The 24,126-nt window shown below is 71.6% G+C and carries 24 protein-coding genes and 3 pseudogenes; 17 read left to right on the top strand and 10 right to left on the bottom strand.

Annotated elements, in window-relative coordinates; all coding sequences use genetic code 11:
• The first annotated feature begins 8 nt into the window (after positions 1–8).
• From AC07DU_RS28015 to AC07DU_RS28005, 3 genes are all read left to right on the top strand, one after another.
• Positions 9–584 (top strand): MarR family winged helix-turn-helix transcriptional regulator, encoded by a 576-nt coding sequence (locus AC07DU_RS28015; protein WP_479114375.1) that lies wholly within the window; start codon positions 9–11, stop codon positions 582–584.
• Positions 585–606: 22 nt separating this feature from the next.
• Entirely contained in the window at positions 607–1,020 is a 414-nt protein-coding gene (locus AC07DU_RS28010) for a hypothetical protein (RefSeq protein WP_479114373.1), read from the top strand.
• A gap of 260 nt (positions 1,021–1,280) precedes the next feature.
• Positions 1,281–2,429 carry a carboxylate-amine ligase gene (locus AC07DU_RS28005; RefSeq protein ID WP_479114371.1) on the top strand — a complete coding sequence of 383 codons (1,149 nt, stop codon included), beginning with the start codon at positions 1,281–1,283 and terminating at the stop codon, positions 2,427–2,429.
• 2 nt (positions 2,430–2,431) lie between these two features.
• Here AC07DU_RS28005 and AC07DU_RS28000 read toward each other — a convergent pair whose 3' ends face one another.
• Both AC07DU_RS28000 and AC07DU_RS27995 read right to left on the bottom strand, forming a co-directional pair.
• A complete protein-coding gene (locus AC07DU_RS28000; protein ID WP_479114369.1) occupies positions 2,432–3,205 on the bottom strand; it encodes a 2OG-Fe dioxygenase family protein in 774 nt (257 codons plus the stop codon).
• An 858-nt stretch (positions 3,206–4,063) separates the two neighbouring features.
• Positions 4,064–4,636: a snapalysin family zinc-dependent metalloprotease gene (locus tag AC07DU_RS27995; protein ID WP_479114367.1), complete on the bottom strand. Its 573-nt coding sequence runs from the start codon at positions 4,634–4,636 to the stop codon at positions 4,064–4,066.
• 717 nt (positions 4,637–5,353) lie between these two features.
• Between AC07DU_RS27995 and AC07DU_RS27990 the strand changes: the two genes are divergently transcribed.
• Positions 5,354–5,752 (top strand): hypothetical protein, encoded by a 399-nt coding sequence (locus AC07DU_RS27990; protein WP_479114365.1) that lies wholly within the window; start codon positions 5,354–5,356, stop codon positions 5,750–5,752.
• 174 nt (positions 5,753–5,926) lie between these two features.
• On the opposite strand, the pseudogene AC07DU_RS27985 reads toward AC07DU_RS27990, so the two are convergent.
• The 4 genes and pseudogenes from AC07DU_RS27985 to AC07DU_RS27970 form a co-directional block, all read right to left on the bottom strand.
• Positions 5,927–6,237 (bottom strand): annotated as a pseudogene (locus AC07DU_RS27985) (ATP-binding protein); the annotation flags it as partial.
• Positions 6,238–6,292: 55 nt separating this feature from the next.
• The gene (locus AC07DU_RS27980) at positions 6,293–6,733 is read right to left on the bottom strand and encodes a hypothetical protein (RefSeq protein ID WP_479114363.1); all 441 of its coding nucleotides are present in this window, start codon (positions 6,731–6,733) and stop codon (positions 6,293–6,295) included.
• On the bottom strand, positions 6,733–7,995 hold the full coding sequence (locus AC07DU_RS27975; RefSeq protein ID WP_479114361.1) for an amidase domain-containing protein: 1,263 nt from the start codon (positions 7,993–7,995) through the stop codon (positions 6,733–6,735). Before AC07DU_RS27975 ends, AC07DU_RS27980 begins: the two co-directional genes overlap by 1 nt.
• A gap of 36 nt (positions 7,996–8,031) precedes the next feature.
• A complete protein-coding gene (locus tag AC07DU_RS27970; RefSeq protein ID WP_479114359.1) occupies positions 8,032–8,355 on the bottom strand; it encodes a type VII secretion target in 324 nt (107 codons plus the stop codon).
• 189 nt (positions 8,356–8,544) lie between these two features.
• Here AC07DU_RS27970 and AC07DU_RS27965 point away from each other — a divergent pair, with 189 nt between their 5' ends.
• From AC07DU_RS27965 to AC07DU_RS27955, 3 genes are all read left to right on the top strand, one after another.
• On the top strand, positions 8,545–10,443 hold the full coding sequence (locus AC07DU_RS27965) for a hypothetical protein (RefSeq protein WP_479114357.1): 1,899 nt from the start codon (positions 8,545–8,547) through the stop codon (positions 10,441–10,443).
• A gap of 14 nt (positions 10,444–10,457) precedes the next feature.
• Complete coding sequence (locus AC07DU_RS27960) at positions 10,458–10,844, top strand: hypothetical protein (protein ID WP_479114355.1); 387 nt, start codon at positions 10,458–10,460, stop codon at positions 10,842–10,844.
• A 340-nt stretch (positions 10,845–11,184) separates the two neighbouring features.
• The gene (locus tag AC07DU_RS27955) at positions 11,185–12,756 is read left to right on the top strand and encodes a M4 family metallopeptidase (RefSeq protein WP_479114488.1); all 1,572 of its coding nucleotides are present in this window, start codon (positions 11,185–11,187) and stop codon (positions 12,754–12,756) included.
• Between the two features lie 68 nt (positions 12,757–12,824).
• Here AC07DU_RS27955 and AC07DU_RS27950 read toward each other — a convergent pair whose 3' ends face one another.
• The 3 genes from AC07DU_RS27950 to AC07DU_RS27940 all read right to left on the bottom strand — a co-directional run bounded on the left by AC07DU_RS27950 (position 12,825) and on the right by AC07DU_RS27940 (position 14,886).
• Entirely contained in the window at positions 12,825–13,226 is a 402-nt protein-coding gene (locus tag AC07DU_RS27950; RefSeq protein ID WP_479114353.1) for a metallophosphoesterase family protein, read from the bottom strand.
• Between the two features lie 196 nt (positions 13,227–13,422).
• Positions 13,423–14,241 carry an alpha/beta fold hydrolase gene (locus AC07DU_RS27945; protein ID WP_479114351.1) on the bottom strand — a complete coding sequence of 273 codons (819 nt, stop codon included), beginning with the start codon at positions 14,239–14,241 and terminating at the stop codon, positions 13,423–13,425.
• A 15-nt stretch (positions 14,242–14,256) separates the two neighbouring features.
• Positions 14,257–14,886 (bottom strand): hypothetical protein, encoded by a 630-nt coding sequence (locus tag AC07DU_RS27940; RefSeq protein WP_360901739.1) that lies wholly within the window; start codon positions 14,884–14,886, stop codon positions 14,257–14,259.
• Between the two features lie 352 nt (positions 14,887–15,238).
• Here AC07DU_RS27940 and AC07DU_RS27935 point away from each other — a divergent pair, with 352 nt between their 5' ends.
• From AC07DU_RS27935 to AC07DU_RS27905, 7 genes and pseudogenes are all read left to right on the top strand, one after another.
• A complete protein-coding gene (locus AC07DU_RS27935; protein ID WP_479038058.1) occupies positions 15,239–15,772 on the top strand; it encodes a DinB family protein in 534 nt (177 codons plus the stop codon).
• A gap of 73 nt (positions 15,773–15,845) precedes the next feature.
• Positions 15,846–16,887 (top strand): annotated as a pseudogene (locus AC07DU_RS27930) (relaxase domain-containing protein); the annotation flags it as partial.
• On the top strand, positions 16,884–17,210 hold the full coding sequence (locus tag AC07DU_RS27925; protein WP_479114349.1) for a hypothetical protein: 327 nt from the start codon (positions 16,884–16,886) through the stop codon (positions 17,208–17,210). The pseudogene AC07DU_RS27930 and the gene AC07DU_RS27925, both read left to right, overlap by 4 nt.
• Positions 17,211–17,474: 264 nt before the next feature.
• Positions 17,475–17,990: an N-acetyltransferase family protein gene (locus AC07DU_RS27920; RefSeq protein ID WP_479114347.1), complete on the top strand. Its 516-nt coding sequence runs from the start codon at positions 17,475–17,477 to the stop codon at positions 17,988–17,990.
• A gap of 114 nt (positions 17,991–18,104) precedes the next feature.
• Complete coding sequence (locus AC07DU_RS27915) at positions 18,105–18,953, top strand: tetratricopeptide repeat protein (RefSeq protein WP_479114345.1); 849 nt, start codon at positions 18,105–18,107, stop codon at positions 18,951–18,953.
• Between the two features lie 17 nt (positions 18,954–18,970).
• On the top strand, positions 18,971–19,840 hold the full coding sequence (locus AC07DU_RS27910) for a glycosyltransferase family 2 protein (protein WP_479114343.1): 870 nt from the start codon (positions 18,971–18,973) through the stop codon (positions 19,838–19,840).
• A 220-nt stretch (positions 19,841–20,060) separates the two neighbouring features.
• Positions 20,061–20,615, top strand: coding sequence for a hypothetical protein (locus AC07DU_RS27905; RefSeq protein ID WP_479114341.1), 555 nt, complete (start codon positions 20,061–20,063; stop codon positions 20,613–20,615).
• 94 nt (positions 20,616–20,709) lie between these two features.
• Here AC07DU_RS27905 and AC07DU_RS27900 read toward each other — a convergent pair whose 3' ends face one another.
• Entirely contained in the window at positions 20,710–21,735 is a 1,026-nt protein-coding gene (locus AC07DU_RS27900; RefSeq protein ID WP_479114339.1) for an ATP-dependent DNA ligase, read from the bottom strand.
• Between the two features lie 564 nt (positions 21,736–22,299).
• Here AC07DU_RS27900 and AC07DU_RS27895 point away from each other — a divergent pair.
• From AC07DU_RS27895 to AC07DU_RS27885, 3 genes and pseudogenes are all read left to right on the top strand, one after another.
• Positions 22,300–22,845 (top strand): annotated as a pseudogene (locus AC07DU_RS27895) (alcohol dehydrogenase catalytic domain-containing protein); the annotation flags it as partial.
• A gap of 73 nt (positions 22,846–22,918) precedes the next feature.
• The gene (locus tag AC07DU_RS27890; protein ID WP_479114337.1) at positions 22,919–23,296 is read left to right on the top strand and encodes a zinc-binding dehydrogenase; all 378 of its coding nucleotides are present in this window, start codon (positions 22,919–22,921) and stop codon (positions 23,294–23,296) included.
• Between the two features lie 478 nt (positions 23,297–23,774).
• Positions 23,775–24,107, top strand: a complete 333-nt coding sequence (locus AC07DU_RS27885; protein ID WP_479114334.1) for a DUF6233 domain-containing protein — start codon at positions 23,775–23,777, stop codon at positions 24,105–24,107.
• The last annotated feature ends 19 nt before the right edge of the window (positions 24,108–24,126 follow it).

The following is a 24,126-nucleotide window of genomic DNA, read 5'->3' as shown; positions in this document are numbered from 1 at the left end:
ACTTCCTTATGAAGCACGTACATAATCTGGATCTGGCCCGTGACCCTGATGGCTTCCTCTACGACCCCGGCGTCCGGGACTCCATGCAGGCGTTCTCGGCAGGCGGCGACACCCGCGCGCTGGAGACGGCCGCAGCCGTCCGGTCGGCCTCGCAGGCGGTCGACCGGCTGAGGTCGCACGGTGCGGGGGGACGCGGGCTCAGCGCGGGGGCGCTCGACGTCCTCGCACGGCTGAGCACAGCCGTGGACGAAGGCCTGAGCATTGGCGAACTGGCTCGTGCGGCGGGGGTGAGTTCCCGCAACGTCACCGGCTTGGTCGACACACTCGAACGTGACGGCCTGGCGCGGCGGGTCCAGGACCCGGGCGACCGCCGGTCGGTACGAGCCACGATCACACCGGCCGGCCGCGACTGGCTGGACGCCTTCCGGCAGCCGACGCAACGGGCCATGTCCGCCGTCTTCCAGGGGTTCACCGAAGATGACCTTGCCCGGTTCCGCGACCTGTGCCTGCGCGTGGTCGAGAACCAGCAACGCATCGAGCAGCACCTGAACGCGGGACCGCACGACCAGCCGCCGGCTTCCTGAACCAACGACGACGGAGCACCCCATGCCCACCGACACAGCCTCCGTAGCCACCCGACGCACCGTGCGGGCCTACCACGAGGCCCGCTTCCGGGGAGACGTCAGCACGGCCGCCGCCCAGATCGGCGAAGGCTTCCGCTTCCGCAGCCCGTTCATCACCTCCGACAGCCCTACCGGCCACCTCGACGGCCTGGACGGACTCCTCGGCATCGTCACCCGCGTGGAGCTGATCAGCGAGCTGTACGGCGAGACCGAGGCCACCCTGGTCTACGACGTCCACACCGCCCCTGCTGTCGGCATCACCCAGCACACGGCCGAGCACTTCCGCCTGTACGACGGCTGGATCACCTCGATCAAGCTCATCTTCGACGCCGCCCCCTGGCAGGCCATCATGTCCGCGGTCGGCCCGACCCACGACCGGGCCGACCCCATGCCGTGACCGGCCACGCGCCAGCACGACGCAAAGCATCGGCACGCCGCCGAAGCAAGTACCCAAGTGTTCTCGAAACTGGGTACTGGCACACATTCCGTGAGAGCGGTGGACGAGTCTCTTCGCTGGTAGTCGTCGTCGGCCCGGCGATTCGCATCGCACTCGGCGTCGCTCTTCGGGTGCGGGTAAGGGTGTGTACCGAAGCTCGATAGCAGTCACCCTTGCGCGTGCCGGACGCTTCAGCGGCGGGTGGGAGGAATGCTGGGGGCATGAACGTGTCCTCTTCTTCCTCCGCCCTGTCCGTTGAGCGAGCACCGACGATCGGGGTGGAGGAGGAATTCTTCCTTGTCGACCCGCACACCCGCTTCGTTGTTCCTGCAGGACCGGCGGTCGCTGCGCGGGCAGCGGGCGAGGTGGGCGATCTGGTGACGAAGGAGTTCGCTCTGTGCCAGGTCGAGGGACGGACGCCGCCGTGCCGGACGGCCGGGGAGCTGCGTTGGGAACTTGGGCGGGTGCGTGGGGCTCTGGTCGCTGCGGCCCGAGCGGAGGGGGCCCGGCTGTGCGCGTCGGGCACCGCGGTCATGCAGGGGGCCGGGCCTGCGCAGGTGGCTGATCATCCGCGCTATCTGGCCGGGCGTCTGCAGTACCGGAGCATGATGGACGACTTCGCCATCAGCGCGCTGCACGTCCACGTCCATCTTCCCGACCGGGAGCTGGCCGTGCTGACGGGCAATCATCTGCGCCCCTGGCTGCCTCTGCTCATCGCGCTGAGTGCGAACTCGCCGTTCCACCGGGGAGAGGAGACCGGGTACGCCAGTTGGCGCACTGTCATTCGCAGCCGCTTCCCATGCCTGGGGCCGCCGCCGTACGCGGCGTCGCTGGAGGAGCATGAGCGGCTCGCGGTGGTCATTGCGGATACCGAGGCCATGCTGGACGCAGGTATCCCGTTTTGGGATCTGCGGCCCAACCCGAGATTGCCCACCCTGGAAATCCGTGCGATGGACGTGCTGCAGGACCTTGACGACACCGTCGCGGTCGCGGTGCTCCTGCGCGCTTTGGTGGTCACCGCGGCCGGCAGTGCGCGCTGTGGTGATCCGGGGCCGGCTTGGACGGGGGAGGTGCTGCGGGCCGCGTGCTGGCGGGCAGCTCGGGACGGGTGGAGCGGGAATGGCTTTGACGCGTTGACCGGCCGGGTGAGGCCGGTGGCGGACATCGCCGACGATCTTGTGGGTTTGGTGCGGCCGGTACTGGAGGAGTTCGGGGATCTGGATGAGGTGACCGCGCTGTTTCAGCGCCTGGCGACCCGGGGGGACGGGGCGCTGCGGCAGCGGGCCTGGGGTGCCGGCTCGGCCGGCCCCGCGGCAGCGGTGGACCAGCTCGTGCTGGCGACAGGCCATGGCCTGGCTTTTGAGGGTTGAGGTCAGCGGGCGGCGAGGGTGGTGACCAGGACATCGCGGAGGCCGGGACGGCCGGCGTCCAGCGGGTGGATCGCGGAGACCGCGTGCCAGGTCGCCCGGTCGTCGTTCAGGAGCAGAGTCCCCGGCTCGGTGAGCGTGGCGGCCGCGATGGGTCTCCCCTCGTCGTCGTACAGCGTGCTCTGGCCGCCGGTGACGTTCTCCCGGCCGATCAGGAGCGAGGTCACCAGGGTGACTCCGTCCTTGTGCCGGCCTTCAGGGGTGGGCTGGCCCGCGCTGTCCGCCTGCGCGATCACTCTGAAGGGGTGAACTTTGACGGTCCACTCCTCCACGTCGTCCAGGCCCGCCGCGATCTCGCCGAGCATGCGGATCAGCGCCGTCACCACCGGCTCGGCCTGGAACTCTTCCGTGAGCGGCTCGAAGCGGCGCTCGACGTCGACATAGAGCGGGTTGCTGGCGTGCGGCTGCACGAAGACGTCGTGAGGCATCGTCGTGATCTCACCGGAGCGGGACAGCAGGAACTGCCCGTAGCGGCGCAGGCGGCGTGTACCGCTCTGGGCGGCGTACGGATCCACCGCAAGGTCGTCCCAGTGCACGGCGAGCCGCTCCCACACGCCAGGGTCGACGTCCAGGCATGCACCGAGTTCGGCGGGCGCCATGAGGTGCCAGGCACGCGATGCGACGACCGCGCGTGCTTCCTGCAACCGCTCTGTGGCAGCGCTCCCGACCCTGTGTTCGCCGTCCGCCAGGCGTGCCGTGCGCCGGCCTGCTCGCGCCATGTCCTCTCCTTCATCCACGAGCCCATGGTCGCGGTCTCCAGGGTGCCCTGCATCCGCTGCGCACCACCCGGGTGCCCAGTGCGCCGCCGTCGCCTCATCCGCGGCTACGGGACCCGGCTTGAGGCGCGTCGGTGATCTGGTGGGCGGCGACACAGACGTTGTCGGCGCCCGCTTCCCTGTCGGTGTACCCCACGGAGCTGACGAGGTGGCCGGTGTGCTGGGTGATCCCCGTGAGCACCTGGCCCCGCGCGATCATGGTTGCGGGCGACCGCGTGCTGGGGCTGCCGCAGCCGCGCTCCACCCGTGGCCGCGGTGGCCCGGCAGCAGCCCCAAAGACGACCCGCCGCACACGATCCACCGCCCGCCGCCGCAATCCGTCGTGAGCTCCGCAACTGAAGACGGCTGGGCTGGCTGGGTAGCCGGGGCTCACGCGTCACCGGCGGTGGCGGCCGTCGACTGCTGCCGCCGGTAGCGGTCGAACTGCCAGGCGGTGAAGGCCGAGAGCCACCGTGCGTATGCACGCTCCCACTCCTGCACCGTTGCTGTATCGCGAGCATGAAATAGCAGAGCAGTGCCGGGATCAGGGAGACCACGAGCAGCCATGCGCCCATGCCTCGTCCCCCGGGTGCGGGCTCCTGCGCCTGCGCTGTGCGGCCTGTCTTGGTTTCGGCCGGGCAGGTCGAGGGAGTAGGCGACGCATACTGCGTGCTTGAAGTATTCGAGGGGGGCGAGCTGCGCGGCGTGGGGGCCGGGCTGGTCGAGTGCTTCGATCAAGGCGCGGCAGTGGACCGGCCCGGCCGCCCTCCGGGAGTCCCGTCCCAACCCGGCCCCGGACCGGCCCACCCGCCGACCCGCCGGTCAGGGGGCGTCGATGAGTACCCGGCCGTCGGTCGGCACGGTTGCCACGAGCCCGTTCGCGTACGCGTTCTGCACGCGGGACCGCTCCGTCGCGTTGGGCACGGCATTGGTGCAGGCCGTTCCGGCGCTGGACCCGGACATCAGCTGGGAGCACGGCCCCGGCTTGGTGTCCGGGAGGCCCATGCTGTGGCCCAGCTCGTGCGCGGCGATGCGCGTCTTGTCGTACCCCTGGCTCACGGCCTGCGCGCCGAGTTCGACCCGGACCTGTCGTCCTGGACGGACCGGGCCGAGGGTGGCCTGCGGCCAGCCTGTGGTGGCGACGATGACGATCTCGGCCCCGGCGCCGGGCGCGGCCTCCACCAGCCGTACGTTACTGACGTTCGCATTCCAGGAGGCGACGCCGGCCGCGATGGCCGCTTCCCAGCCACCGGCCCGGCTGTCGTCGTAACGGAGTGTCACTACCGCTGCGGGGGCGTTGGGTATGGGCGCGGGTGCCGCGGCCGCGGCGGTTGCCGCCGCGAGGACCAGCGCGGCTGCGGAGGTGCCGACTTTCAGCCAGGTGCCCAGAAACATGGTCGTCTTCCTTCATATGTGGGGGGCCGGCCCCTCGGCGGAGCCGGGGCACTGGAGACACCGCCACCGTCCGCCTGTGGCCCGCGGTTTCGGACAGCCGCCCCTCCGGAGCCCTAAGAAGGTAGCCCCGTACCCCACCTACTCGTCATGCACCTGCCAGCCAATTCCCGCAGGCACTCCAGCCGATGCCCGGTGAGCGGGCGGCATCATCCAGGGGCTCGCGCGGCCAGCACGGAGGGACTTTTGATTACGCCTCGGCGCCGCCCGCGTGCCAGGTGGCCGGCCGGATCTCCAGGGACTGCGGGTACGCGCTGATGCCCGGCTCGCCGTCGGTGCCTGAGCCAGCATGCCGCGGTCGCGTGACTCCTGGCTTACGTGTGGAAGACCTGGACGAAGTGACGGTCCCTTACTGTCTCCCCGTCGCGGGGAGGGGGCGCTGGTTAGACGTCACCGCTGGCTGCCTGCTGCTCTCCGCCTGCGGAGGCCCCCCCCCGCACCCGGCGGCGCCGACCGCCCGGCGGTCGGCACGCGCACCTCCGCCGCGCCCGCCCACTCGAAGCCGACGCCCACCGCTGCGTTGCCGGCGCCGGGGGCGGCGGGCGAGGTACCGGACACCGCGCGGCCGGTGGAACTGGCGCTGCAGCCGGGCGAGACCGCCGGGGCCCGGGAGGACGGGGGCAGCACCCGCGCCTGGACGAGGCCGAAGTGGAGGCCACTATGCCCGAACTGACGGCGCCCTGTACCACCATGTGGGGCCTGCTCCGCCAGCGGGACGCCCACGCCGCCGTCTCCCAGACCTTCGACACGGAGAAGCCGGGGAGCCCGACCGTCAACTTCTTGTCGTCCTACGCGGGGACCGACGCCGTAACGGTCTTCGGCGGGCTGCGCACGGCACTCGCGGGCTGTCCATCGGTGGAGGAGGACGGACGGCCGCACGGTGACGATCCGGTACGAAGACCTCGACTCGGGGGCTTCCCGGAGGACACCCTGCGCATCCGGATGACCATGACCGATGCGGGCTCCACCGCCCCCACCGAGGTCATCGACCGCATCGTGACCTGGGTCGGGAGAACGCCGCACGTGTGGTGTGGATGCTGGCGTCGGATGACCGCCTGATCGGTATCAAAAGACGCCTGGCCCTGCAGAAGAAGGACACCCCAAGGTCATCGAAACACTGGGAGAGCTACGCCGGGCGACGGTCGCCTCAGGGCCCGCGACGGCCAGCCCCCTCGCCGGACTGCGGTGGCGTGCCGGCCAGGCCCCCGACGGCAAGAATCGGCTGCGCAAGAGCAGCGGATACCAGTCGCTGGGTGCCCGGTTGCTGGTGATGATCAGGGACCTGCCCTGCCGTTCGCTGACCGGTTCATAGAGGTCATCGGCCTGGGCCGCTCCGAGCTGGCGCATGGCGAAGTCGTCGAGGATGAGCACGTCGGGCCGTACCAGTTCGCGGATCCGCTTGTCCCAGGTGCGGTCCGCGTGGCCGCCGGCGAGGTCCGCGAGGATCCGGCTGGTCTTGGCGAACCGGACGTGGGACCCTGGCGGACGGCGAGGTGGCCGAGGGCCTGAGCCCCGTGTGTCTTTCCGACCCCGACCGTGCGGAATCCGAACGCAGGGCGAGTCCGTACAGCGCGTACCAGCCGGTCTTCCTGGCTGGGCTCAGCCGCAGTCGCCCAGGATCGGCCCCGACCCGTCGGAGGTGTAGGAGGCCCACAGCATGAACAGCTCCAGCGGAATCGTCAGTACGCCGGGCCACACACCGATGTATGCCACCAGCCCTCGCTTCGTTCCCCCGAGCGGGACGCCGTGCCGTCGGCGGATGGACTTGGCGAGCAGTACGCAGACGACCACAGCTGACATACCGAGGATCGGCCCGGCCCACGCGGCGAGGTGCTCCGCCCGCGGGAAGGGCATGTGCCGGCATGCTGCCTGTTGCCGGTCGACCCAATCCCAGTGGATGACCTGCACGTAATACGAACTGACCACGCCGATGGCGGTGGCGAGCGGCACCCACAGTGCCGCGATCACCGTGCCGGGCGTGACCCGCCGCTTATGCGTAATGGTGTCGTGCGCCGCGGCGGAGGAAGAGGGGGTTTCCATCAGTACCAATTCGGGTGCGGTCGGACGATGTGGATGCGCTGCTCGCCGTGGTTCTTGGTGGCGACGTGTTCGCGGCTGTCCAGACTTACGTTCTGGAACGAGCTGGTGTGCTGGGTCAGTTTGATGTCGCCGTCAGGGGTCACCGAGGTGACCACGGCGGCGTGGTAGATCTCGCCCTGGGGTTCGTCCGGGTCAGGAGCGACCTGCTCGTAAAAGATGACGTCGCCGGGACGTGCATCCGATCTGGTGACTTCCTCGCCGCCGTTGTGCAGCAGGAAGCCGTGCAGACCCTTGGCCTGCGCCCATGACCGGGAGTGGTACGCCCGTTGGTCGACCCAGTCCCACCCCAGGCCGGTCTCCCGGCCCCAGGTGTTGTCGCCGCGGGGCCCCGTCCAGAAGTCGAACTTCTTCTGCATCCCTCCGGCCTCAAGGGCCGACGATGTGAAGTTGGCACAGTTGTTATCGAACTTGAGGTCGTCCTTCTTGTCCCAGTGATCGAGGGCGTACCGCACCATCTCGACCCGGTCGATCTTCCCGTCGGGTCCGCGCAGCTCGCGCCCGACCTCGGGCGGCAGACCCTTGAGGTCGGCGAGGGTCACTGGATCGGCCCGCATGAGGTCCTTCTGCTGCTGCGGCGTCAGGCCGTCCCACCAGGCGCGAACGAGCTGCGGGTCTTTCCCGACCGGGATGTCGGCCCTGAGTATCTCGAATTCGACGTGGGAGGCTTCGACCAGGATCTCGTTGTGCGCCTGACTGGGATTGGCGACGTTGATGGTCGTCGCCAGCTTGTCCAGTTCGGCGGAGGCTTTCGAGTCCGCCTGCGCGGCCTCGCGCAGCGCTTCCTCTATCAGCCCGTTGACCTGGGATATGTGGCCCTGTTCCTTGGAGTAGGCGTCGCGTACGTTCTGCGGGACGTTCGGTCCCACGGGTGCGGCGCCCGTGTACGCCCCCTCGGCGCGGCCGTCCTGGATGTGCAGTCCGTACTCGCCCGCCAGTTCGACCGCGTGGAACAGGGTGCGCTGGGCGTATCCCATGGAGTGGGCGAGCGCGTCGAGGACCATGGCCACGCCTTTCATGATGTCGCCGCCCGCCTCCAGGCGGTTGGCGAGGTCCTCCAAGCGCTTGCCGGCCGTCTTGCCGGTGGCGTCGGCCCAGTGGTCGTCGAGCGGCTTCTTGCCCTGCGCGCGGATGTCCTCGCAGGCGGAAGAGGAGCGCCGGGCCAGGTCGACCCAGTCGTCCGCCGCTTTCTGCCACTGGTCCACACGGCAGGCATACAGGTCGTGATAGGAAACCACGGGTCAGTTGCCCCCGAAGTCGGCGAGGCCGTGCTGGAGCCGGTTGAAGGCGTCCTTGGCCTGGTAGTCCGTGGTGTCATAGGCGTTGGCCGTGGTGTGGAGGTTGTCGGCCATGGTGTTCATCTGCTTACCCAGGTCGACCATGTGGTCCTCCCAGGCGGTCGCGCACCGCTTCAACGCCGCGGCGGAGGCCCAGCCGTGATGGCCGTCGGCTGCCGTGTCACTCGAATCGAGGGACCGGCGAAGGTTCTCCAGTGCCGTTTCGGCGGCCGAGCGGGCTCCTCCCGCGCCTTGCCGTACGTGGTGCGTCTTGATGTCTGTGTCCATACAATCCCCCCGCAAAATGGTCGAGAACAGCCTAACGTTGATCTTGAGCAGAATCTGACAGCAAGCGCTGCCGCCAGCGCGACGGCGAGGCCGGCTGTCGTCGCTGTAGCGTCCACGACGGGCTCGGTCCGCAACGCCCCCGGCGACCGGCTGCTGTCGGACGCCGAATGGAGCGAGGTCGCCGCCGCCATGGTGCACGCCGCGGGCATCGCCGCCCCTGGCGACGAACAGGCCTGCCGGTGGATCGCGGTGCGGCACGCGGACGACCACATCCACATCGCGGCGACCCTAGCCCGCCAGGACGGCCGCCACCCCCGCGTACGCGGCGACATCCTCAACATGCACACCGCCGCCCGCGCCTTCGAAGCCCGCTGGGGCCTCACCCCGATGTCACCGCTCGACCGCACCGCGCGCCGACGCCCGGTCACCGGCGAGGCCGAGAAGGCCGCCCGCCGCGGCCTGGCCGAGACCGCCCGGGAGGTGCTGCAGCGCACCGTCCGCACCGCGGCCGCCCTCGCCCACGGCGACACCGACTTCCTCGACCGTCTCCGAGACGCGGGCTTGCGCGTGCGCGAGCGCCTCGACGATGACGGCGCCCGGGTCGGGTACGCGGTCGCGCTGCCCGGGGACCGCACCGACGGCGGAACCCGCCCGGTCTGGTTCGCCGGCTCGACGCTCGCCTACGATTTGTCCCTGCCCCGCGTCCGCGAACGCTTCGAGCCCTTCGTCACCCCGGCCGACTGGGCGCTCGCAGAGCACCGGATCCGCGAAGCGTCCGCCCTGTTGGGCCGCGCCGGGCAGGCCGAAGGCGCCGGGGATGTCGCCGCGCTCGGCGACCTCCTGGCGGTGGCCGCCGCGCGCTCCCCGGCCCTGGTCCGCGACCCCGTCCAGGCGGCGGCCGACGCCTTCGAGCAAGCCGCCCGCGCCCCCGGCGCCCGCAGCCTGGAGGGCCGCGCGCGTGCCGGATGGCGCGCCTCGACCCGGGCCTTGGAGCGGGCCCCCCGCGCCGCACGCGGGGGCGGCGCCGCGGTCGTCCTGACCCTGCTGATCGCGCTCGTGGAGGCCGCCGCCTCCTGGCACCGCGCGCAGGAGTACCGGGCGCAGGCGAAAGCCGCCTCCCAGGCCGCCGTCCTGCTGCGCGAAGCAGCCAGCCTGACCGGCGCCCCGCCCCCGACGACGAAGCCGCGTACCGGTCGGGTGGTGCGCACCGCGGGCCCTGGCCTGCCGCCCACCGGGCCCGTTACCGGTGTACCGGTTCGGCCGCGCCCGGATCCCGGCCGGCCGAGCCCGACCTGTACGCGCTGCCCCCCACCCGAGGGAGCCCCGCTGATGACGTACCCGCCCCAGCCCGAACCGTTCTCCGAAGCGCTCGGGGAGGCCGCGCAGACCGCCGCGATGGCCTACCGGCTGATGATGACCATCACCGACGCCGTACGACGCGCCACCCAGAAACGGCTCACCGGCAAGGAGACCGAACTCAGCGAGGACGCCCAGAAGATGGCCCCGGGCTGGTCGGCCGACCAGCTGCGCGGCGTCCTGGGCGACGACATCCTGGCCGAGCTGTTGGGCGGGGCGGACTGGCCGCAGCTGGCCCGCCAGCTCGTCGGTCTCCAGCAGGCCGGAGTCGACCTCGGCACCTTCCTGCCGCAGATGGGCCGCATGACCGCCGCAGTCCACCAGGCCGTCGTGGCCAACGCGGCCCGGACGAAGGCGCAGGGCACCGACCGGTGGGCCGACCTCCTCAAGGCGACGATGCCAGGCGGCCTGGTGCGCGACGCGATCCTGGCCTTCCCGGTATGGCCGGACATCGCGGCCGCGATGGGCCAACTCGACGCCAAGGGCATCGACGTCGCCCGGATCCTCCTCGACGCGCACGCCGCCGGAGCGGGCGTCGACCAGGCCGTCGCCGCCGTCACCACCGCGGCCGCCCCCGCGCCGACTTCGGCTGACGCCCGTGTGCCGCATCCGCCGCTGCGCCGGTTACCGCGCCGACTGCCGCGCCCGCTCCTGCGGCGCCGGTGCGGGAGGCCGTCGATGCGTGGGCGCCGCCCGCGAGTGTGGACGCGAAGTGTTCCTGGGGCCCGCTGACCGAGGGGTTGAGCGTGCCGCGGGACCTGGACCTCGGCGACCGCGCGAAGGCGCTGGAGCGGCTCGGAGTCAATCGGCTCGCGCACGCCGCGATCGTCGGCGTCGTCAAGGACGTGCTGCCCGAGGCGCAGGCGGGCCTGTTGGGCGGCTCCCGCCAGTGGCCCCTGCTCGCCCACCGCATGGACCAGACCGGCGACCAGGGCGGCCCCGGCCTCCTCGCCGCGCACCTGGCCCGTCTCGGGACCGACACCTCCTGGAAGGAGGCCTCGGGCTCCCTGCGCCTACGGCGAGGACGGCGTCGAGTTCACCCATTCACCGTCCTTTACGACTCCCAGAGCCCCGACCTGGCCTGCCCGCTTCACGGGACGCGCTGGGGCCGGGCGGACGAACACGGCGGCTGAAGTCGACCGGACCGACGCGGACCGCGAAGGAGCGAGCGCCCGCCGCGCGCAGGGGGGCGCCGCGAACAACGCGCGGCGGCCTGGCGCGCCTTGACCCCCGTCCGGCGCGCTCCGGCGCCCGGGGTCACCCCTCGGACGTCTTCGTACGCGGGCACCGGAGACCGAACTGCCCTGCCCCGCAAGCGGAATGGCCTGTTTTTGACCGTTGAGCGGACATTGGAATCCTCTCTCCGGACAACAGATGGTCAAATCCTTGTTGCATACCTGTCAATCACCGTCCGCTTCCTGGCACTCTCACTCCCGCCCCCACGGCATCAAAGGAGAGCGAGTGACCCACCACATGTCCTCATCCCCCACCTCCCGCAGCCGCGTTCGCGTGCTCCGTACGGCCGCCCTCGTCGCCTCCGCGGCGATGGTCGCGCTGGCCGTCCAGAGCGGTTCCGCCAACGCGGCGGCCGAGCGCGAGGACGGCGCCACGGCCGTCCAGCTGTCGAGCGCCGCGCGCACCCAGGCGATAGCCGCCGCGCAGACGGAAGCGGCCGGTACCGCGCGCGCCATCGGCCTCGGCGGCGAGGAGCGCCTCGTCGCCCGCGACGTGATCAAGGACGCGGACGGGACGGTCCACACGCGCTACGAGCGCACCTACCAGGGCCTGCCGGTCCTCGGCGGCGACCTGGTCGTCCACCAGAAGAAGGACGGCAGCCGCAAGACCACCAAGGGCACCGAGGCCCGCATAGCCCCGGCCGCCGCCCGCTCCCTCAAAGCCGCGCCCGCCGGCGCCCGCCAGGTGGTCTGGGCCGCGACGGGTACCCCGGTCTTCGCCTACGAGGCCGTCGTCACCGGCACCCAGCACGACGGCACCCCCAGCGAGCGGCACGTGATCACCGACGCCGCCACCGGCGCCGAGCTGTACGCGTACGAGGCCATCGACACGGGCACCGGCACGAGCGGCTACTCCGGCACCGTCACGCTCGGCACCACCCTGAGCGGGTCGGCGTACAGCCTGACCGACGCGGGCCGCGGCGGCCACAAGACCTACGACCTGAACGGCGGCACGACCGGCATCGGCAGCCTCTTCACCGACGCCGACGACACATGGGGCGACGGAACGGCGGCGAACCGGCAGACCGCCGCCGTCGACGCGCACTACGGCGCCGCGGTCACCTGGGACTTCTACAAGGCCGAACTCGGCCGCAACGGCATCGCCGGTGACGGCAAGGCCGCCTACTCCCGGGTGCACTACGGCAACGCGTACGTCAACGCCTTCTGGTCCGACAGCTGCTTCTGCATGACCTACGGCGACGGCGCCAACAACTCCAAGCCGCTGACGTCCCTGGACGTCGCGGGCCACGAGATGAGCCACGGCCTGACCGCCGCCACCGCCAAGCTGAACTACAGCCGCGAGTCCGGCGGCCTCAACGAGGCGACCAGCGACATCCTCGGCACCTCGGTGGAGTTCTTCGCGAACAACTCCGCCGACGTCGGTGACTACCTCATCGGCGAGAAGATCGACATCCGCGGCAACGGCACCCCGCTGCGCTACATGGACAAGCCGAGCAAGGACGGAGCCTCCGCCGACTACTGGTCGAAGACCGTGGGCCGGCTCGACGTCCACAACTCCTCGGGCGTGGCGAACCACTTCTTCTACCTGCTGTCGGAGGGCAGCGGCGCGAAGACGATCAACGGTGTGTCCTACAGCTCCCCCACCTACGACGGCTCCACCGTCACGGGCATCGGCCGGGTCAAGGCCTACAAGATCTGGTACAAGGCGCTTTCCACCTACATGACCTCGACCACCACCTACGCGGGCGCCCGCACGGCGACGCTCCAGGCGACGGCCGACCTGTACGGCACGTCCGGCACGGAGTACCAGCAGGTGGCGGCGGCCTGGAAGGCCGTCAACGTCAACTGACCCCCCTCACCGCGAACGGCCGAGGCCGCGCCCCCCGCAACTGGGGGGCGCGGCTTCGCCGTGCGGCGTCAGGCGCCCGTCGGGTCGGACCGGAGGTCCGGACGCGGGATGCCATGGAGCCGGACGTCCTCCAGGCGGCCGTCCGTTGCGAGGGCCGTCATGAACGTGCAGAACGGCTGCCTCCGCCGGTCGGTCGGCGAGCCGGGTTTCAGCAGCCGCAGGCCACCGGGCGCGGTGGTGTCCCAGGGGATGTGGCTGTGGCCGAAGACGAGTACGTCCAGATCGGGGAAGCGCAGCTCGCACCGGCGCTCACGCCCCTGGGCGGGTCCCGTCTCGTGCACGACGCCCACCCGTACGCCCTCGCAGTCGGCCCGGGCGACCTCGGGCAGCAGCTCGCACAGCCAGGGGCTGTCGTTGTTGCCCCGCACACCGAGCAGGGGGCGCACGGGATTCCACGAGCCGGTAGGCATCCTCGTCGAGCCAGTCCCCTGCGTGGACGACCAGGTCGGCACGTTCCATGTGCCGCACGAGCTCGTCCGGAAGTCGCTTCGCGCGGTGGGCAGGTGCGTGTCGGACGTCAGGAGCAGCCGCATGACCTCAGGCTAGTGCGGTGACCGGTACGGGACACGTTCGGCGGGAGGCACTGGCGTCGCCCGCCGGTGCTCGTCAGCCGGGGTGCGGGGGCCGGGACAGGAACTCCGCCATGCGCTCTCCCCACGTCCCGACTTCGGCGCGCGTCCGTGCCACGAGCAGCCGCGCGCCGGGCAGGCGGTCGGCGAGGGTGACCGCCGTCGACAGCGGATGGCCCGGGTCATCCGCCCAGGCGAGGACCAAGGCCGGTTGGCGCAGCGCGGTGATCGCGGCGGGCATAGGCAGATCGGCCAGCGCGAGGCCGCGGAGCACGGAGGGCAGGACCCGTTCCGCGGGTGTCGGCGGGAACTCGGGCACGTCCGCCACGACCGCGGGGCGGGGCCCGCGGTCCCTGGTGGCCCGCCAGGCCGCGGCCCCTCGCGTTCGACGGTGTCGGCGGCCGACCGGTTGGCGCGCGCGTAGGCCTCGCGGCTCGCCCAGGCGGTGGGCGGGATGAGCAGGACCAGCCGGGAGAACCGGTCGGGTGCGCGGACGGCGGCGTGCAGGACGGTGCCGCAGCCCATGGAGGCACCGAGGCCGTCGACGGGTTCCGCCGCCCCCAGGTGGTCGAGCAGGCAGCAGGTCGTCGGCGAGGGAGGCGTAGGTGTAGCCCGTGGCGACGGGCCCACCGGTGGACCGGCCATGGGCGCGCGCGTCGTAGCGGACCAGGCGGCGCCCGGCGTCCACGACGCGCGCCCAGTCGAAGAGGCCCATCCGCTCCTCGTCGGCCTGGCTCGCGAACCCGCCGTGGGCGTAGAAGGCGAGCGGCCCCTGGCCGGCGTCGCCGTACACGAGCTCGGCTCCGCGATGACGGAAGCGGCCTTCCGCCACGGGGTGCGCTCCCAAGGTCCTCATGGCCTCACCGCATCCTCATGGCCTCGCACCGCCTCCCGGATCCGCGCGCTCGACGGTGGAGAGGACCCGTACCAGCGCCGGCGTGGCGGGAGCCGATGCGAAGCCGAAGCGCACCGGCGGGACGACGGGAGCGAGCGGGCCCAGGTCGACGCCGTCGAACGACGCGCCGGCGCTGACGATCGGCCACAGGTCGCCGGCCGCGTACCACTGGCGGTATCCGGTGCGCGAGCTGCCCCGGGTCCGTACGCCGGCCATCAGGCGGGCGGGGACGTCGGCCACGGCCGCCCACAGCGGCCGTCGGGCGAGCTGCCACGGGACGGTCCGCAGCGCGAGGCCGAGGGCTCCGCGGCGGCCGACGGTGAAGCGCAGGACCAAGGGCCCCGCTGTGACGTCCCACACGGGGTCACGCCTGCGCACGGTCACCCGGCCCGTGCGGACCTCGTCGAAGTGGTACACGCCGGCGATGTACTCCGCGGTGCGGGACGTGGGTGCCAGCAGTACGCGCCAGCCGTCGGCCCGCTCCAGCATCACGTCACTGAACGGCCCGAAGGGCGAACGCGGCCAGTGCCCGACGACCACACGGGTGCCGGACCCGGTTCCGGCGGCCGCGATCCAGCCGTCGAAGCTCAGCCGTTCACATCCCACTCCAGCGGACTACCCCCGGCCGCGGTGGCGTATGCCCGGGCGCCGGCCGGGGCTGCACCGCGTCCGTACCCGGCGGGCCGGCACCGGCGGCCCGGCGCGGTCCCGCTGTGGCGCCGCGCGGATCCGGGCCCGGGCGAGAGAGCCCGTATCGGCCGGCCCGCGGCCGGGGCGCCACCCTCAGTGACCGTGACCGGACGGCCGGACGGCCGCACTCCCCTCCCTCACCGTTGTGACGAGCTCCCGCGGCGGGCAGGGGCGGAGCCTGAGAACTCCAGAGCCGTAGGGGGAGGGGCCGGTCGGCTCCCTCGTCCGTGGAGGGCCGGGCCGGCGGGGACGGTTGTACCGTGAGCGCATGACGGCTTGCACGGAATGCGGTTTCGCGTACGACCTCGCCCTGGCTCCCAGGGTCTCGGTCCTCGCCGAGGACGACGCGCGCGCATACGCGGAACTGCTGGGCGGCGAGCCCACGGCACTGCGGCGGCGCTCTGAGCCGCAGGTGTGGTCACCCCTCGAGTACGCCTGCCACGTGCGTGACGTGCTGCTCGTCCAGCGGGAACGGCTGCTGGCCGCACGGCGTCGAGATACGCCGGTCGCCGAATCGATGGGGCGCGAGGAGCGGGTCGAACACGACGGCTACGCCCAGCAGGATCCGGCCGATGTCGCGCGCCAGCTCCAGGACGCTGCCCTGCTGTTCGGCCACGCCCTCGACCGGCTGTCCCCGTCCGACTGGGAGCGCACACTGACGTACCCCTACCCCGAGCCTCGGGAACGCTCCCTGCGCTGGCTCGCCGTGCACACGCTTCACGAGCTGCGGCACCACCTGGCCGACTTCCGTCGTCAGCTGGCCCACCACGACGGCGGCGGGCGCTCTTCTCCGGCGCGCTGAAGGGCCGCTCGGCGGCCCGGTCACGAAGGAGCGCGTCGCCGCCCGGCAGACCAGCTACCCGAAGACGCCCGGCGCCTGGACCGTCGTCCGCGTCACCGACCACCAGCCGATCGGCCTGGTGACCATCAGCGACCAGAGGCTCATCGGCTGGCAGTCCACCCGCCGCCAGCAGATCGAGGACGCCCTGCCCGTCCTCACGGCCAAGTACGAGGAATGGCAGGGGCACCCGCCGGGGGAGTGGGCCGCCTACGCGCTGGCCTGTCAGGCCGCCGACCAGACCCGTCGGCCCAAGCGCAAGGAACTGCGGTCGCTGTCCGAGCTTCGCGCCGCCTGGCGGGACTCGGCGGCCCGAGCGTACGGAGCCGATGTCGTCGCACGGCTGGGGGCGAGCCGGAGCAGCGGCCGCAGCTATATGGGCGCGGGTACGCCCGGTCGTCGACGTCGCCCTGGCCGCCGCCGAGACCATCGCCGTGGTGTACGTGATGCGCGGCGCGTTCGCGCACCACCACCTCCTGGCCGAAGCCCGGCGCCACCTCACCTACGTCCTGCGCGGCCGCCCCCACCAGCCCGGCCTGGACGACCAGATCGTCCAGGCGGCCATCGACGGCTACACCCGCCCGGTCGGCCAGGGTCTGATGATGACCGCCGACCTCCGCGCCCTGTACCCGCACGACACCGAGGACCAGGCCGTGCTGCGCCCCCTGACCCGCAATCGGTCTGCCACCCCGTACCAGCGTGCCCGCCTCGCGGCCGCCGCCCTGACTGCCCGGGTCCATGCCGTACGCCGGGCGGACCGCCTGAACTCCTGGCCCCGGTCGCGCACCGTCGCCGTGCCGACCATCCCGAGACGCGCCCTGCGTCCGGGGCGGGCGGAGCGGAGGGCCGGCCGAGACCTGGAGCCGACGACGGACGTCGTTGCGGTGGAGTAGACACGCCGGACGCTGGAGGGCGCAGCCGCCGAGATGGCCGCCCGACTCCAGGCCGGTATCCGGGAACGAGCCGCCGCCCGCCGCCCCTCACATCAGCCCACCCCGGCGACGGCCCCACCGCCGCACGCCCAGCAGCCCGTCCAGCCCGCGCCGGGCCGGACGACATCCACCGGAGGAATCGCATGACTTTTACGCCGCCCGTGGACCGGAGGATCGAAGCCGTCGCCGCCCGGCTGAAGGAGGCCGTCCAGGAGCGCGCCGGAGCGTTCGGCCCGCCGCCGGTCTGGCAGCCGATCTGGAAGCGGCCCCGGAAGCCGAAGTCCATCAAGGCGAAGAAGGCGGAGCTGGCCAAGCAGCGCAAGCGGCTCAAGGCGGCCGGGGTACGCCGGTTCTACGGCGCCCAGGCGCGCCGGCCCCGGCCCCGGCAGAACCGCATCGGCAGCGCCGCCGCCCGCCGCGATGCCCGCGCCCTGTCCCGGATGCGGCACTCGAATGCCTGGCTGTGGTGACGACGCCGGGCATCGTCCACCGAGTGGACCGTCCGATGCCGACACCGAGTGGAGCCCATCGAGTGGACTCCACTCAGTGAGCTTCCGCCAACTTGAAGTCGCAGGTCAAAGGGCTGGTGTGACCCGTGCTCGGGGGACTCATCCTGGTGGTGGGCGGCAGTCCGCGGAGAAGATCGTTCGTCAGGAGCCGCTCTCGTTGGGGGAGGCACAGCCAGCGGGGTAAAGCAGTTCGTTCTGAGGTACCTGTGCCATTACGGTGGCGCGATGGTGCACGTGCGGGAGATGAATGCGGCCGACATCGAGGCCGTTTCGACGATCCGAGTCCGAGGATGGCAGGCGGCGTACGCCGGCATCGTTCCCCAGACGTATTTGGATGCCATGACGGTGGAAGGTGATGCTGGTCAACGGCGGCAGCGGTTTTCTCAACCCGGACGAACGTCACGAGACCTTGTGGCGCTCGGTGACCGTGGCCCGGTGGGGTGGATCTGCTTCGGGCCGTGTCGAAGTGAGATGCCCGGTGTGGAACGGGTCGGTGAGGTCTACGCCCTGTACATCTCGCCGGACCTGATCGGCCAGGGCATCGGCCGGATCCTCCTGGGTGAGGCACATGCTCAAATGAAGGGCCAGGGCTTCAAGGCGTCAGCTTTGTGGGTTCTCTGTGACAACCAGGGGGCCCAGCGCTTCTACGAGCGGGCCGGCTACCAGGCTGACGGTGCGGCTCAGGACGACGTCTACGACGGGATCACACTCGCTGAGCTCCGGTACCAGCGCGTGCTCTGAGTCGAGCGACGCTGGGCACATCCTTGTCAGTTCGAGGCCCCCCATCTCCATCTTCAGGGGCCGACTTGTCGGTTCCCGCTCACCGTGACCGGGCGGCCTTCTACGATCTGGTGGATGCTGGATCCCGAGCTGCTGGAACGGATCACCGCGCGGCGCGCGGAACTGGACGATGCTGACCGCCCGGTTCCCCTCCGCCACGGTCCGGTCCGAGGCGTTCGGGCTGCGGCCCAGCTGGCTTGCCTGGTCGGCTGGAAACACCACGACCTCGGCCGGGAGGGCGCCGCCCAGCGGTACTACCTGCTGGGTTACCAACTCGCCTGTGAAGCCGACCCGAACGGACACGCAGCGTGGATGATGCGGGCCCTGACCCATCAAGCCCTTGACCTGGGCCACCCTGGCTCATGTCCCGAGCTTGCAGAGGCGGCCCTGGGCAGGGCTGTGGGGAAGGTCGACCGGCAGACCGAAGCCCTGCTGTTGGTGACGTGTGCCAGGGCGTACGGGGCCGGCGGCCAGAGCGCCAAGGCCGCACGGGCGCTTCTGGCCGCCGAGGACGCCGTGACGGATACCCGGGACCCGGTCACCGTCTACGCCGCCGCCTCGGGGCCGGTGGCGGCCACGGTCGCCTCGCACATGGGCAAGACCCTGACCGCGATGAAGGACCACACCGCGGCCGAACGGCACTACCGGCGGGCTCTGGCAGGCCGAACCCCGGGCACGTACCAGCTCAAGCATGGGCTGACCATGGCCAACCTGGGGCGATCGGTGGCCGGGCAGCACCGGCACGAGGAAGCCGTGGGCCTGTGGACCAGGTCCCTGGACTTCATGGGCGGTGTGGTCTCCGACCGCAACCGGCAGGCAGTCAGAGAGATCCAGGCGGCGGCGGCCCGGTACCGCCAGCGCGGTGTGGCCGGCGCGGCGAGCCTGAACCAGCGCGCCACCGAACTGCTCAACAACCAGGCGTGAAAGGAACGAACACCAGAATGCCGAAGATCGGGGTTGTGGTCCTGACCATGGGCGACCGGCCCGCAGAACTGGGGGCCCTCCTGGCCTCCGTGGCCGCTCAGCAAGGCGATCCGGCGACCGTCGTGGTCCTCGGCCAGGGCGCCAAGCTCCCGCCCCTCCCGGACAGCGTGGACGGCGTGGAGCTGCCGCACAACCTGGGAATCCCCGGCGGGCGGAACGCTGGCGTGGCCTGGCTGCGCGAGCGCGGCGGCGTGGATGTCGTCGTGGTCTTGGACGACGACGGACTTCTGCCCCGCACCGACACCTTCCGCCTGGTCCGCGAAGCGTTCGCCAGCAGGCCCCGCTTGGGCATCGCGGGCTTCCGGATCGCGGACGAGACCGGGGAGAGTCAGCGCAGGCACATCCCCCGTCTGGGTGGCAAGAACCCGATGGTGTCAGGGCCGGTGACTACGTTCCTCGGCGGCGGCCACGCCATCCGCATGACCGTGATCGACCAGGTAGGCGACTTCCCCGCCCAGTTCTTCTACGCCCACGAGGAGACCGACTTCGCGTGGCGGGTGCTGGACGCCGGCTGGGAGATCGACTACCGGGCGGACATGGTGCTCCAGCACCCTCGCACCGAGGCGTCCCGGCACGCGGTGTACTACCGCAACACGGGCCGGAACCGGGTCTGGCTGGCCGAGCGGCACCTGCCCGCCGTCCTGGTCCCGGTCTACCTCGCGACGTGGGCCGCGTACACGCTCGCGCAGCGACCCCCGCTGTCCGGCCTGGCCGCCTGGTGGGCTGGTTTCTTCGAAGGCGTACGAGTGCCGTGCCCGCCAAGGCGGCCCATGCGGTGGCGGACCGTGTGGAGGATGACCAGGCTGGGCCGACCCCCGGTCATCTGACGCCCCGACACGAGTTGGCTTCGCTGGCTGCTGCCCAGCCCGGAGCTTCGGGTGACAGCATGAAGGCCATCGCCTTGGCGGCCGCAGCATCAGCGTCGTCTACCGCTACAGCCAGGACATGGACGCCGCGCTGATCCTGTGGCTCATCGCCGGACCCCGACGCCTGATCACCCGAGCGGCCTCGGCAGAATCTGCTGGGGCCGCTCGTCGTGGTGCACCGGTGAAGACCCCTACCTCCCGTACCTACGGCGCCAAGGCACTCCGCCTGGTGGCCGTCGCGCCGCGCTGCCACCTGTGCCCGGACGAGGACCAGGTCCTCGCCGATCCGACCCTTACGGTTACCTTCTGCCCGGCCTCTGGAATCGTCCGCCGGGTCGCCCTGTGCGCATCTTGTCACTCCGGCCGGCCCAGCCGGGGGAGGGCGGACCTCGTACCCGCGGACCTCGCGTGGCGAGTGGGGGAGCGTGACGCTACGTCCCTGCTCACCGCGTACGAGGAACGCCGCTGGCTCCCGCACCGGGGCGAGCTGGAGTTCGCCGCCAGCCTCGCACGGATGCCCTGGACCGAGGAGTCGCTACGGGCCGCCGTGCGCGACTCGGACGACACCGTCTACACCGGAAAGCTGGTGCACGCCCTGGAGGGTGGAAGCGCCTACCTGCTGCTGCACCACGTCGCCCCGGACGACCCCGCACTGCACTCGCTCCGGCACCTGGTCGACGTCCTCGCCACAGCAGCGGAGCAGCCCCGCGGAGGGCACCCCGGGAACCCCGCCTGACCCTCCGGTGCCAGGCCCCAGAGGAGCCGGTCGTGGTCGCCCGGCACGGCCGCAGTCAGCCGACGCGCGAGGCCTCCGGCGCGCGGCGGGGCGGTCAGCCAGCCGCCGCGGCCAACCCCTGGCCGAAGGGCGGGACGTCGTCCACCGTCACGTCCAGACGGATCCGCTGAAACCGGAGCGGGTGCCGGAAGACACCCTGGTCAACGGCCCTGTCCGCGCTCACCTCCGCCACCAGGTCCGGACGGACCAGCGTGACGTCCAGGACGTCACGGCTCCCCCATGCCGAGGCGAACGTGACCCCGGTCCACGGGTGCCCGGGAGGTGCGGCGGCCAGGTGCTCGGCCACCTGCCGGGCGGCGTCAGGGCGCAGGGGTACCGTGCGGCCGACCGCCCGCAGCCCGCGCGAGGCGTCGTGGCGGCCGAGGACGAGGAGCTGCGGGCGGGCGAGGGTGCCCGTGATGCCGCCGATGATCGCTTCCGTGGTGTCCCTGCGGCGGATCTTGGTCCACCCGCGGTACGAGGGGTGATAGCGGCTGGTCAGGGGCTTAATCAGGATTCCTTCGACGCCGGACACATCCGTCCAGGACTCCAGCCACTCCCGGGCCTTGGCCAGGTCCGTCGTCATCGGGCACAGCGTCCACGGCGCGCTCAGGGCGTGGCGGGTGAACAGGTCCTCCAGGCGGGCGCGGCGGTCGGCGTAGGGCAGGTGGAGGAATTCCTGGCCGTCCCGCTGCAAGACGTCGAACGCCACGAAGTAGGCCGGCAGCTTCGCGGCCAGGGTTGCGGCGCCGCGGCTGCGGGCGGCCGCCCGGCGCTGCAAGGCCTCAAAGGACAGCCGGCCCGCCTCGGCGTCCCAGACCAGCAGCTCGCCATCGAGGACCAGGCCGGCGGGCAGCTGCTGCTCGGCGGCGGCCACCAGGTCCGGGAAGCGGTCCTGAATGAGGGACCCGCGGCGGGTCTGCACCAGCACCGCACCACCCGGCTCGGCCGGGGTGAACAGCAGCGCCCGGTGACCGTCGAACTTCTGCTCGTACGCCACCCCCGCACGCAGCACGGCCGGGCCCGGAATCGACTCCGCGGCCTGCGCCAGCATCGGCTCCACCGGCGGCCTGAGCACCATCCCCGGGACCTCCCTCACGATCGCCCCCTCTTCCAGGGTCGGCCAGACGCGACTCGGCGGACCGGCGCGACGACCACCCGTGTGACAGAGCGGCTTGCCTGGCCACTCCGGCCAGGGAGAGGTCTGACCCCGTCCGGGGGCGCCTCGGGCCTCCACGTGCGCGCAGCACGGCGGTCTCGTAGGTGCGCTCGATCGTCAGGCCCGTCACAGGTCCGTCCCGGGTGGGACGGCGGATACGTTTCGGTGGGTGTGGACGATCACGCAATTCCCCAGCCAGAAGTTCACGATCTTCCCCAGGGGGATCCCGGAGTCCGCGTCGTGGGCGCCGTCGTGGGGATGTGGAACCTCGGCGCCTCGCCCCCTGAGTCCTGCCTCGGCTGAATGCGCTGATAGAACCCCGTCATGACGTATCGATTCACTGCTTGTGTCGCCACAACAGAGATCGACCCTGACGGCTACTTCACCGAAGCTGCTCTCGTCCCTGTATGAAGGGGTGCGCAGTGATCATTTGACCTCAACCGCACTTGATGTTTGAGACTCACGGCACGACCACCGGAGAGTCCGATGGCCGGAGCGGAGGCGAACGCCATGCGTGCGACACAGGTGATCGAGTTCGGTGGCCCGGAGGTACTGGTTGTGGCGGATGTGGCCGAGCCGGTGGTGGGTCCGGGGCAGGTGCTGGTCGCCGTAGCAGCCGTGGACACGATTTTCGTGGAGACCCAGGTGCGCAGCGGCTGGGGCCGGGAGTTCTTCCCAGTCACCCCGCCGTACGTGCCGGGCGGCGGTATTGCCGGTACCGTCCGCGCCACCGGTGAGGACGTGGACCCGGCGTGGACCGGCCGCCGTGTCGTCGCCTCCATCGGCTTCACCGGCGGCTACGCGGAGCTGGCCGTGGCCTCGGCCGAGGCACTGGCCGTCGTGCCCGACGAGGTCACTTTCACAGACGCTGCGGCCCTGGTGCACGACGGCGTGACAGCGGCCAAGCTGCTGGGCACGACGGCCGTCCGGTCCGGCGAGCAGGTGCTGATCGTAGGCGCGTCGGGCGGCATGGGCACCGTGCTCGTCCAGCTGGCGAAGGCTGCGGGCGCAAGGGTCGTCGGCGTGGCACGCGGCGACCGCAAGACTGCTCTGGTGCGGGAGCTGGGCGCGGATGCCTGCGTCGACGCGACCCCCCCCCGACTGGGTGGATCAGGCCCGCGAGGCACTCGGCGGCGCGGGTGCGGATGTCGTTCTGGACGGGGTGGGCGGCGAGGTCGGCCTGGCCGCGTTCGCCCTGGTCGCGAACAGCGGCCGGTTCTCGGCCCACGGCGCCCCGACGGGCGGCTTCGCCCCGGTGGACCCGGCGGACGCCAAGGCCCGCAGTGTTCGCCTGCTCAGTATCGGAGACGTCCAACTGCCGGCCCACGAACACGCCGAGCTCGCAGCGCAGGCCCTCCATGCGGCAGCGAGGGGCACCCTGCGCCCGGTGATCGGCGCAACCTTCCCCCTTGAGCGCGCCGCATTGGCGCACGAGGCGATCGAGTCCCGGGAGCTTCTGGGTAAGACGGTAATCACCGTCTGATATGAGGACGCCGACTCCGTCAGGGAAACACAGGACGCGCCGGCCGACGTGACATTCAGTCGGAATAAGCGGCTCCCGGCCAGGCCCCTCGCCTCGTGCAGCACGCCGGGGCCTTTTCGGGCACTGGCCTCAACGTAGGGGACGGGGTGAGGCAGCTGTCCACCGCGGAGACCTCCACCCCCGCCGCGATGGGGCGAAGTGCAGAGAAGCCCACACTTGGCGCAGGGCCCGGTCTGGCTGGGGGACCAGGTGACGACGGCGGGGCGGGGCGCGGGGGTGGTCATGGGGCTGCTCCGGTCCTGACAGGGGCGAGGCGTGTAGGCACGGCACTTAGATGAACAGTTTCAGCCGTGGCGAAAATCCACCCGGAGCCCGCGCCGTGGCGGGGCAGAGTCCGCCGCCCCGACCGCGACCGTTCCTGCGGATGGCCGAAATCCGGGCGCGGGTCCGCACGGCTTCCGGGCCTAGAATAGAACACATGTCCGATCTTCCGCCTGATGCCATACGCCTGCGGACGATCGTGGCCTACCTTCGCTACGAACTGCGCCGGGCCGAGCGGGCACTAGCCGCTGCCGAGGAGCAGGAGGCCGCGGCCGCCCGACTACGGCCGCTTCCCGATCCGCCGGCGTGGGTGGTCGAGCAGGGCATCGGAGCCGGGCGGCCGCCGGTCAGCATCCACGCGGGGGACTGCTGGGACCGGGGCAAGCGGTGCCGCCCCCTGACCGCCGCGGAGGCCCGCCGTGCACTGTCCGACGGCGTGCAGGCCTGCACCCATTGCCGCCCAGACACCGCGCTCGGCGTGCTCGACTGACACCGGGGCGGTGCGGTCC

The organism is Streptomyces sp. NPDC045695 (genome assembly GCF_056432025.1).
The sequence above is the reverse complement of the archived record's forward strand: the minus strand, read 5'-3'. Positions and strand labels throughout refer to the sequence as shown.

Excerpts from the sequence above, each read along its gene's own strand:
- AC07DU_RS27965 (WP_479114357.1), top strand. The coding sequence starts at position 8,545 with ATGGTGCACGCCGCGGGCATCGCCGCCCCTGGCGACGAACAGGCCTGC.
- AC07DU_RS27980 (WP_479114363.1), bottom strand. The coding sequence starts at position 6,733 with ATGGAAACCCCCTCTTCCTCCGCCGCGGCGCACGACACCATTACGCAT.
- AC07DU_RS27885 (WP_479114334.1), top strand. The coding sequence starts at position 23,775 with ATGTCCGATCTTCCGCCTGATGCCATACGCCTGCGGACGATCGTGGCC.
- AC07DU_RS27920 (WP_479114347.1), top strand. The coding sequence starts at position 17,475 with ATGGTGCACGTGCGGGAGATGAATGCGGCCGACATCGAGGCCGTTTCG.
- AC07DU_RS27900 (WP_479114339.1), bottom strand. The coding sequence starts at position 21,735 with ATGGTGCTCAGGCCGCCGGTGGAGCCGATGCTGGCGCAGGCCGCGGAG.
- AC07DU_RS27925 (WP_479114349.1), top strand. The coding sequence starts at position 16,884 with ATGACTTTTACGCCGCCCGTGGACCGGAGGATCGAAGCCGTCGCCGCC.
- AC07DU_RS28015 (WP_479114375.1), top strand. The coding sequence starts at position 9 with ATGAAGCACGTACATAATCTGGATCTGGCCCGTGACCCTGATGGCTTC.
- AC07DU_RS28000 (WP_479114369.1), bottom strand. The coding sequence starts at position 3,205 with ATGGCGCGAGCAGGCCGGCGCACGGCACGCCTGGCGGACGGCGAACAC.
- AC07DU_RS28010 (WP_479114373.1), top strand. The coding sequence starts at position 607 with ATGCCCACCGACACAGCCTCCGTAGCCACCCGACGCACCGTGCGGGCC.
- AC07DU_RS27970 (WP_479114359.1), bottom strand. The coding sequence starts at position 8,355 with ATGGACACAGACATCAAGACGCACCACGTACGGCAAGGCGCGGGAGGA.
- AC07DU_RS27945 (WP_479114351.1), bottom strand. The coding sequence starts at position 14,241 with ATGAGGACCTTGGGAGCGCACCCCGTGGCGGAAGGCCGCTTCCGTCAT.
- AC07DU_RS27915 (WP_479114345.1), top strand. The coding sequence starts at position 18,105 with ATGCTGGATCCCGAGCTGCTGGAACGGATCACCGCGCGGCGCGCGGAA.
- AC07DU_RS27910 (WP_479114343.1), top strand. The coding sequence starts at position 18,971 with ATGCCGAAGATCGGGGTTGTGGTCCTGACCATGGGCGACCGGCCCGCA.
- AC07DU_RS27950 (WP_479114353.1), bottom strand. The coding sequence starts at position 13,226 with ATGCCTACCGGCTCGTGGAATCCCGTGCGCCCCCTGCTCGGTGTGCGG.
- AC07DU_RS27935 (WP_479038058.1), top strand. The coding sequence starts at position 15,239 with ATGACGGCTTGCACGGAATGCGGTTTCGCGTACGACCTCGCCCTGGCT.
- AC07DU_RS27955 (WP_479114488.1), top strand. The coding sequence starts at position 11,185 with ATGTCCTCATCCCCCACCTCCCGCAGCCGCGTTCGCGTGCTCCGTACG.
- AC07DU_RS28005 (WP_479114371.1), top strand. The coding sequence starts at position 1,281 with ATGAACGTGTCCTCTTCTTCCTCCGCCCTGTCCGTTGAGCGAGCACCG.
- AC07DU_RS27990 (WP_479114365.1), top strand. The coding sequence starts at position 5,354 with ATGCCCGAACTGACGGCGCCCTGTACCACCATGTGGGGCCTGCTCCGC.
- AC07DU_RS27995 (WP_479114367.1), bottom strand. The coding sequence starts at position 4,636 with ATGTTTCTGGGCACCTGGCTGAAAGTCGGCACCTCCGCAGCCGCGCTG.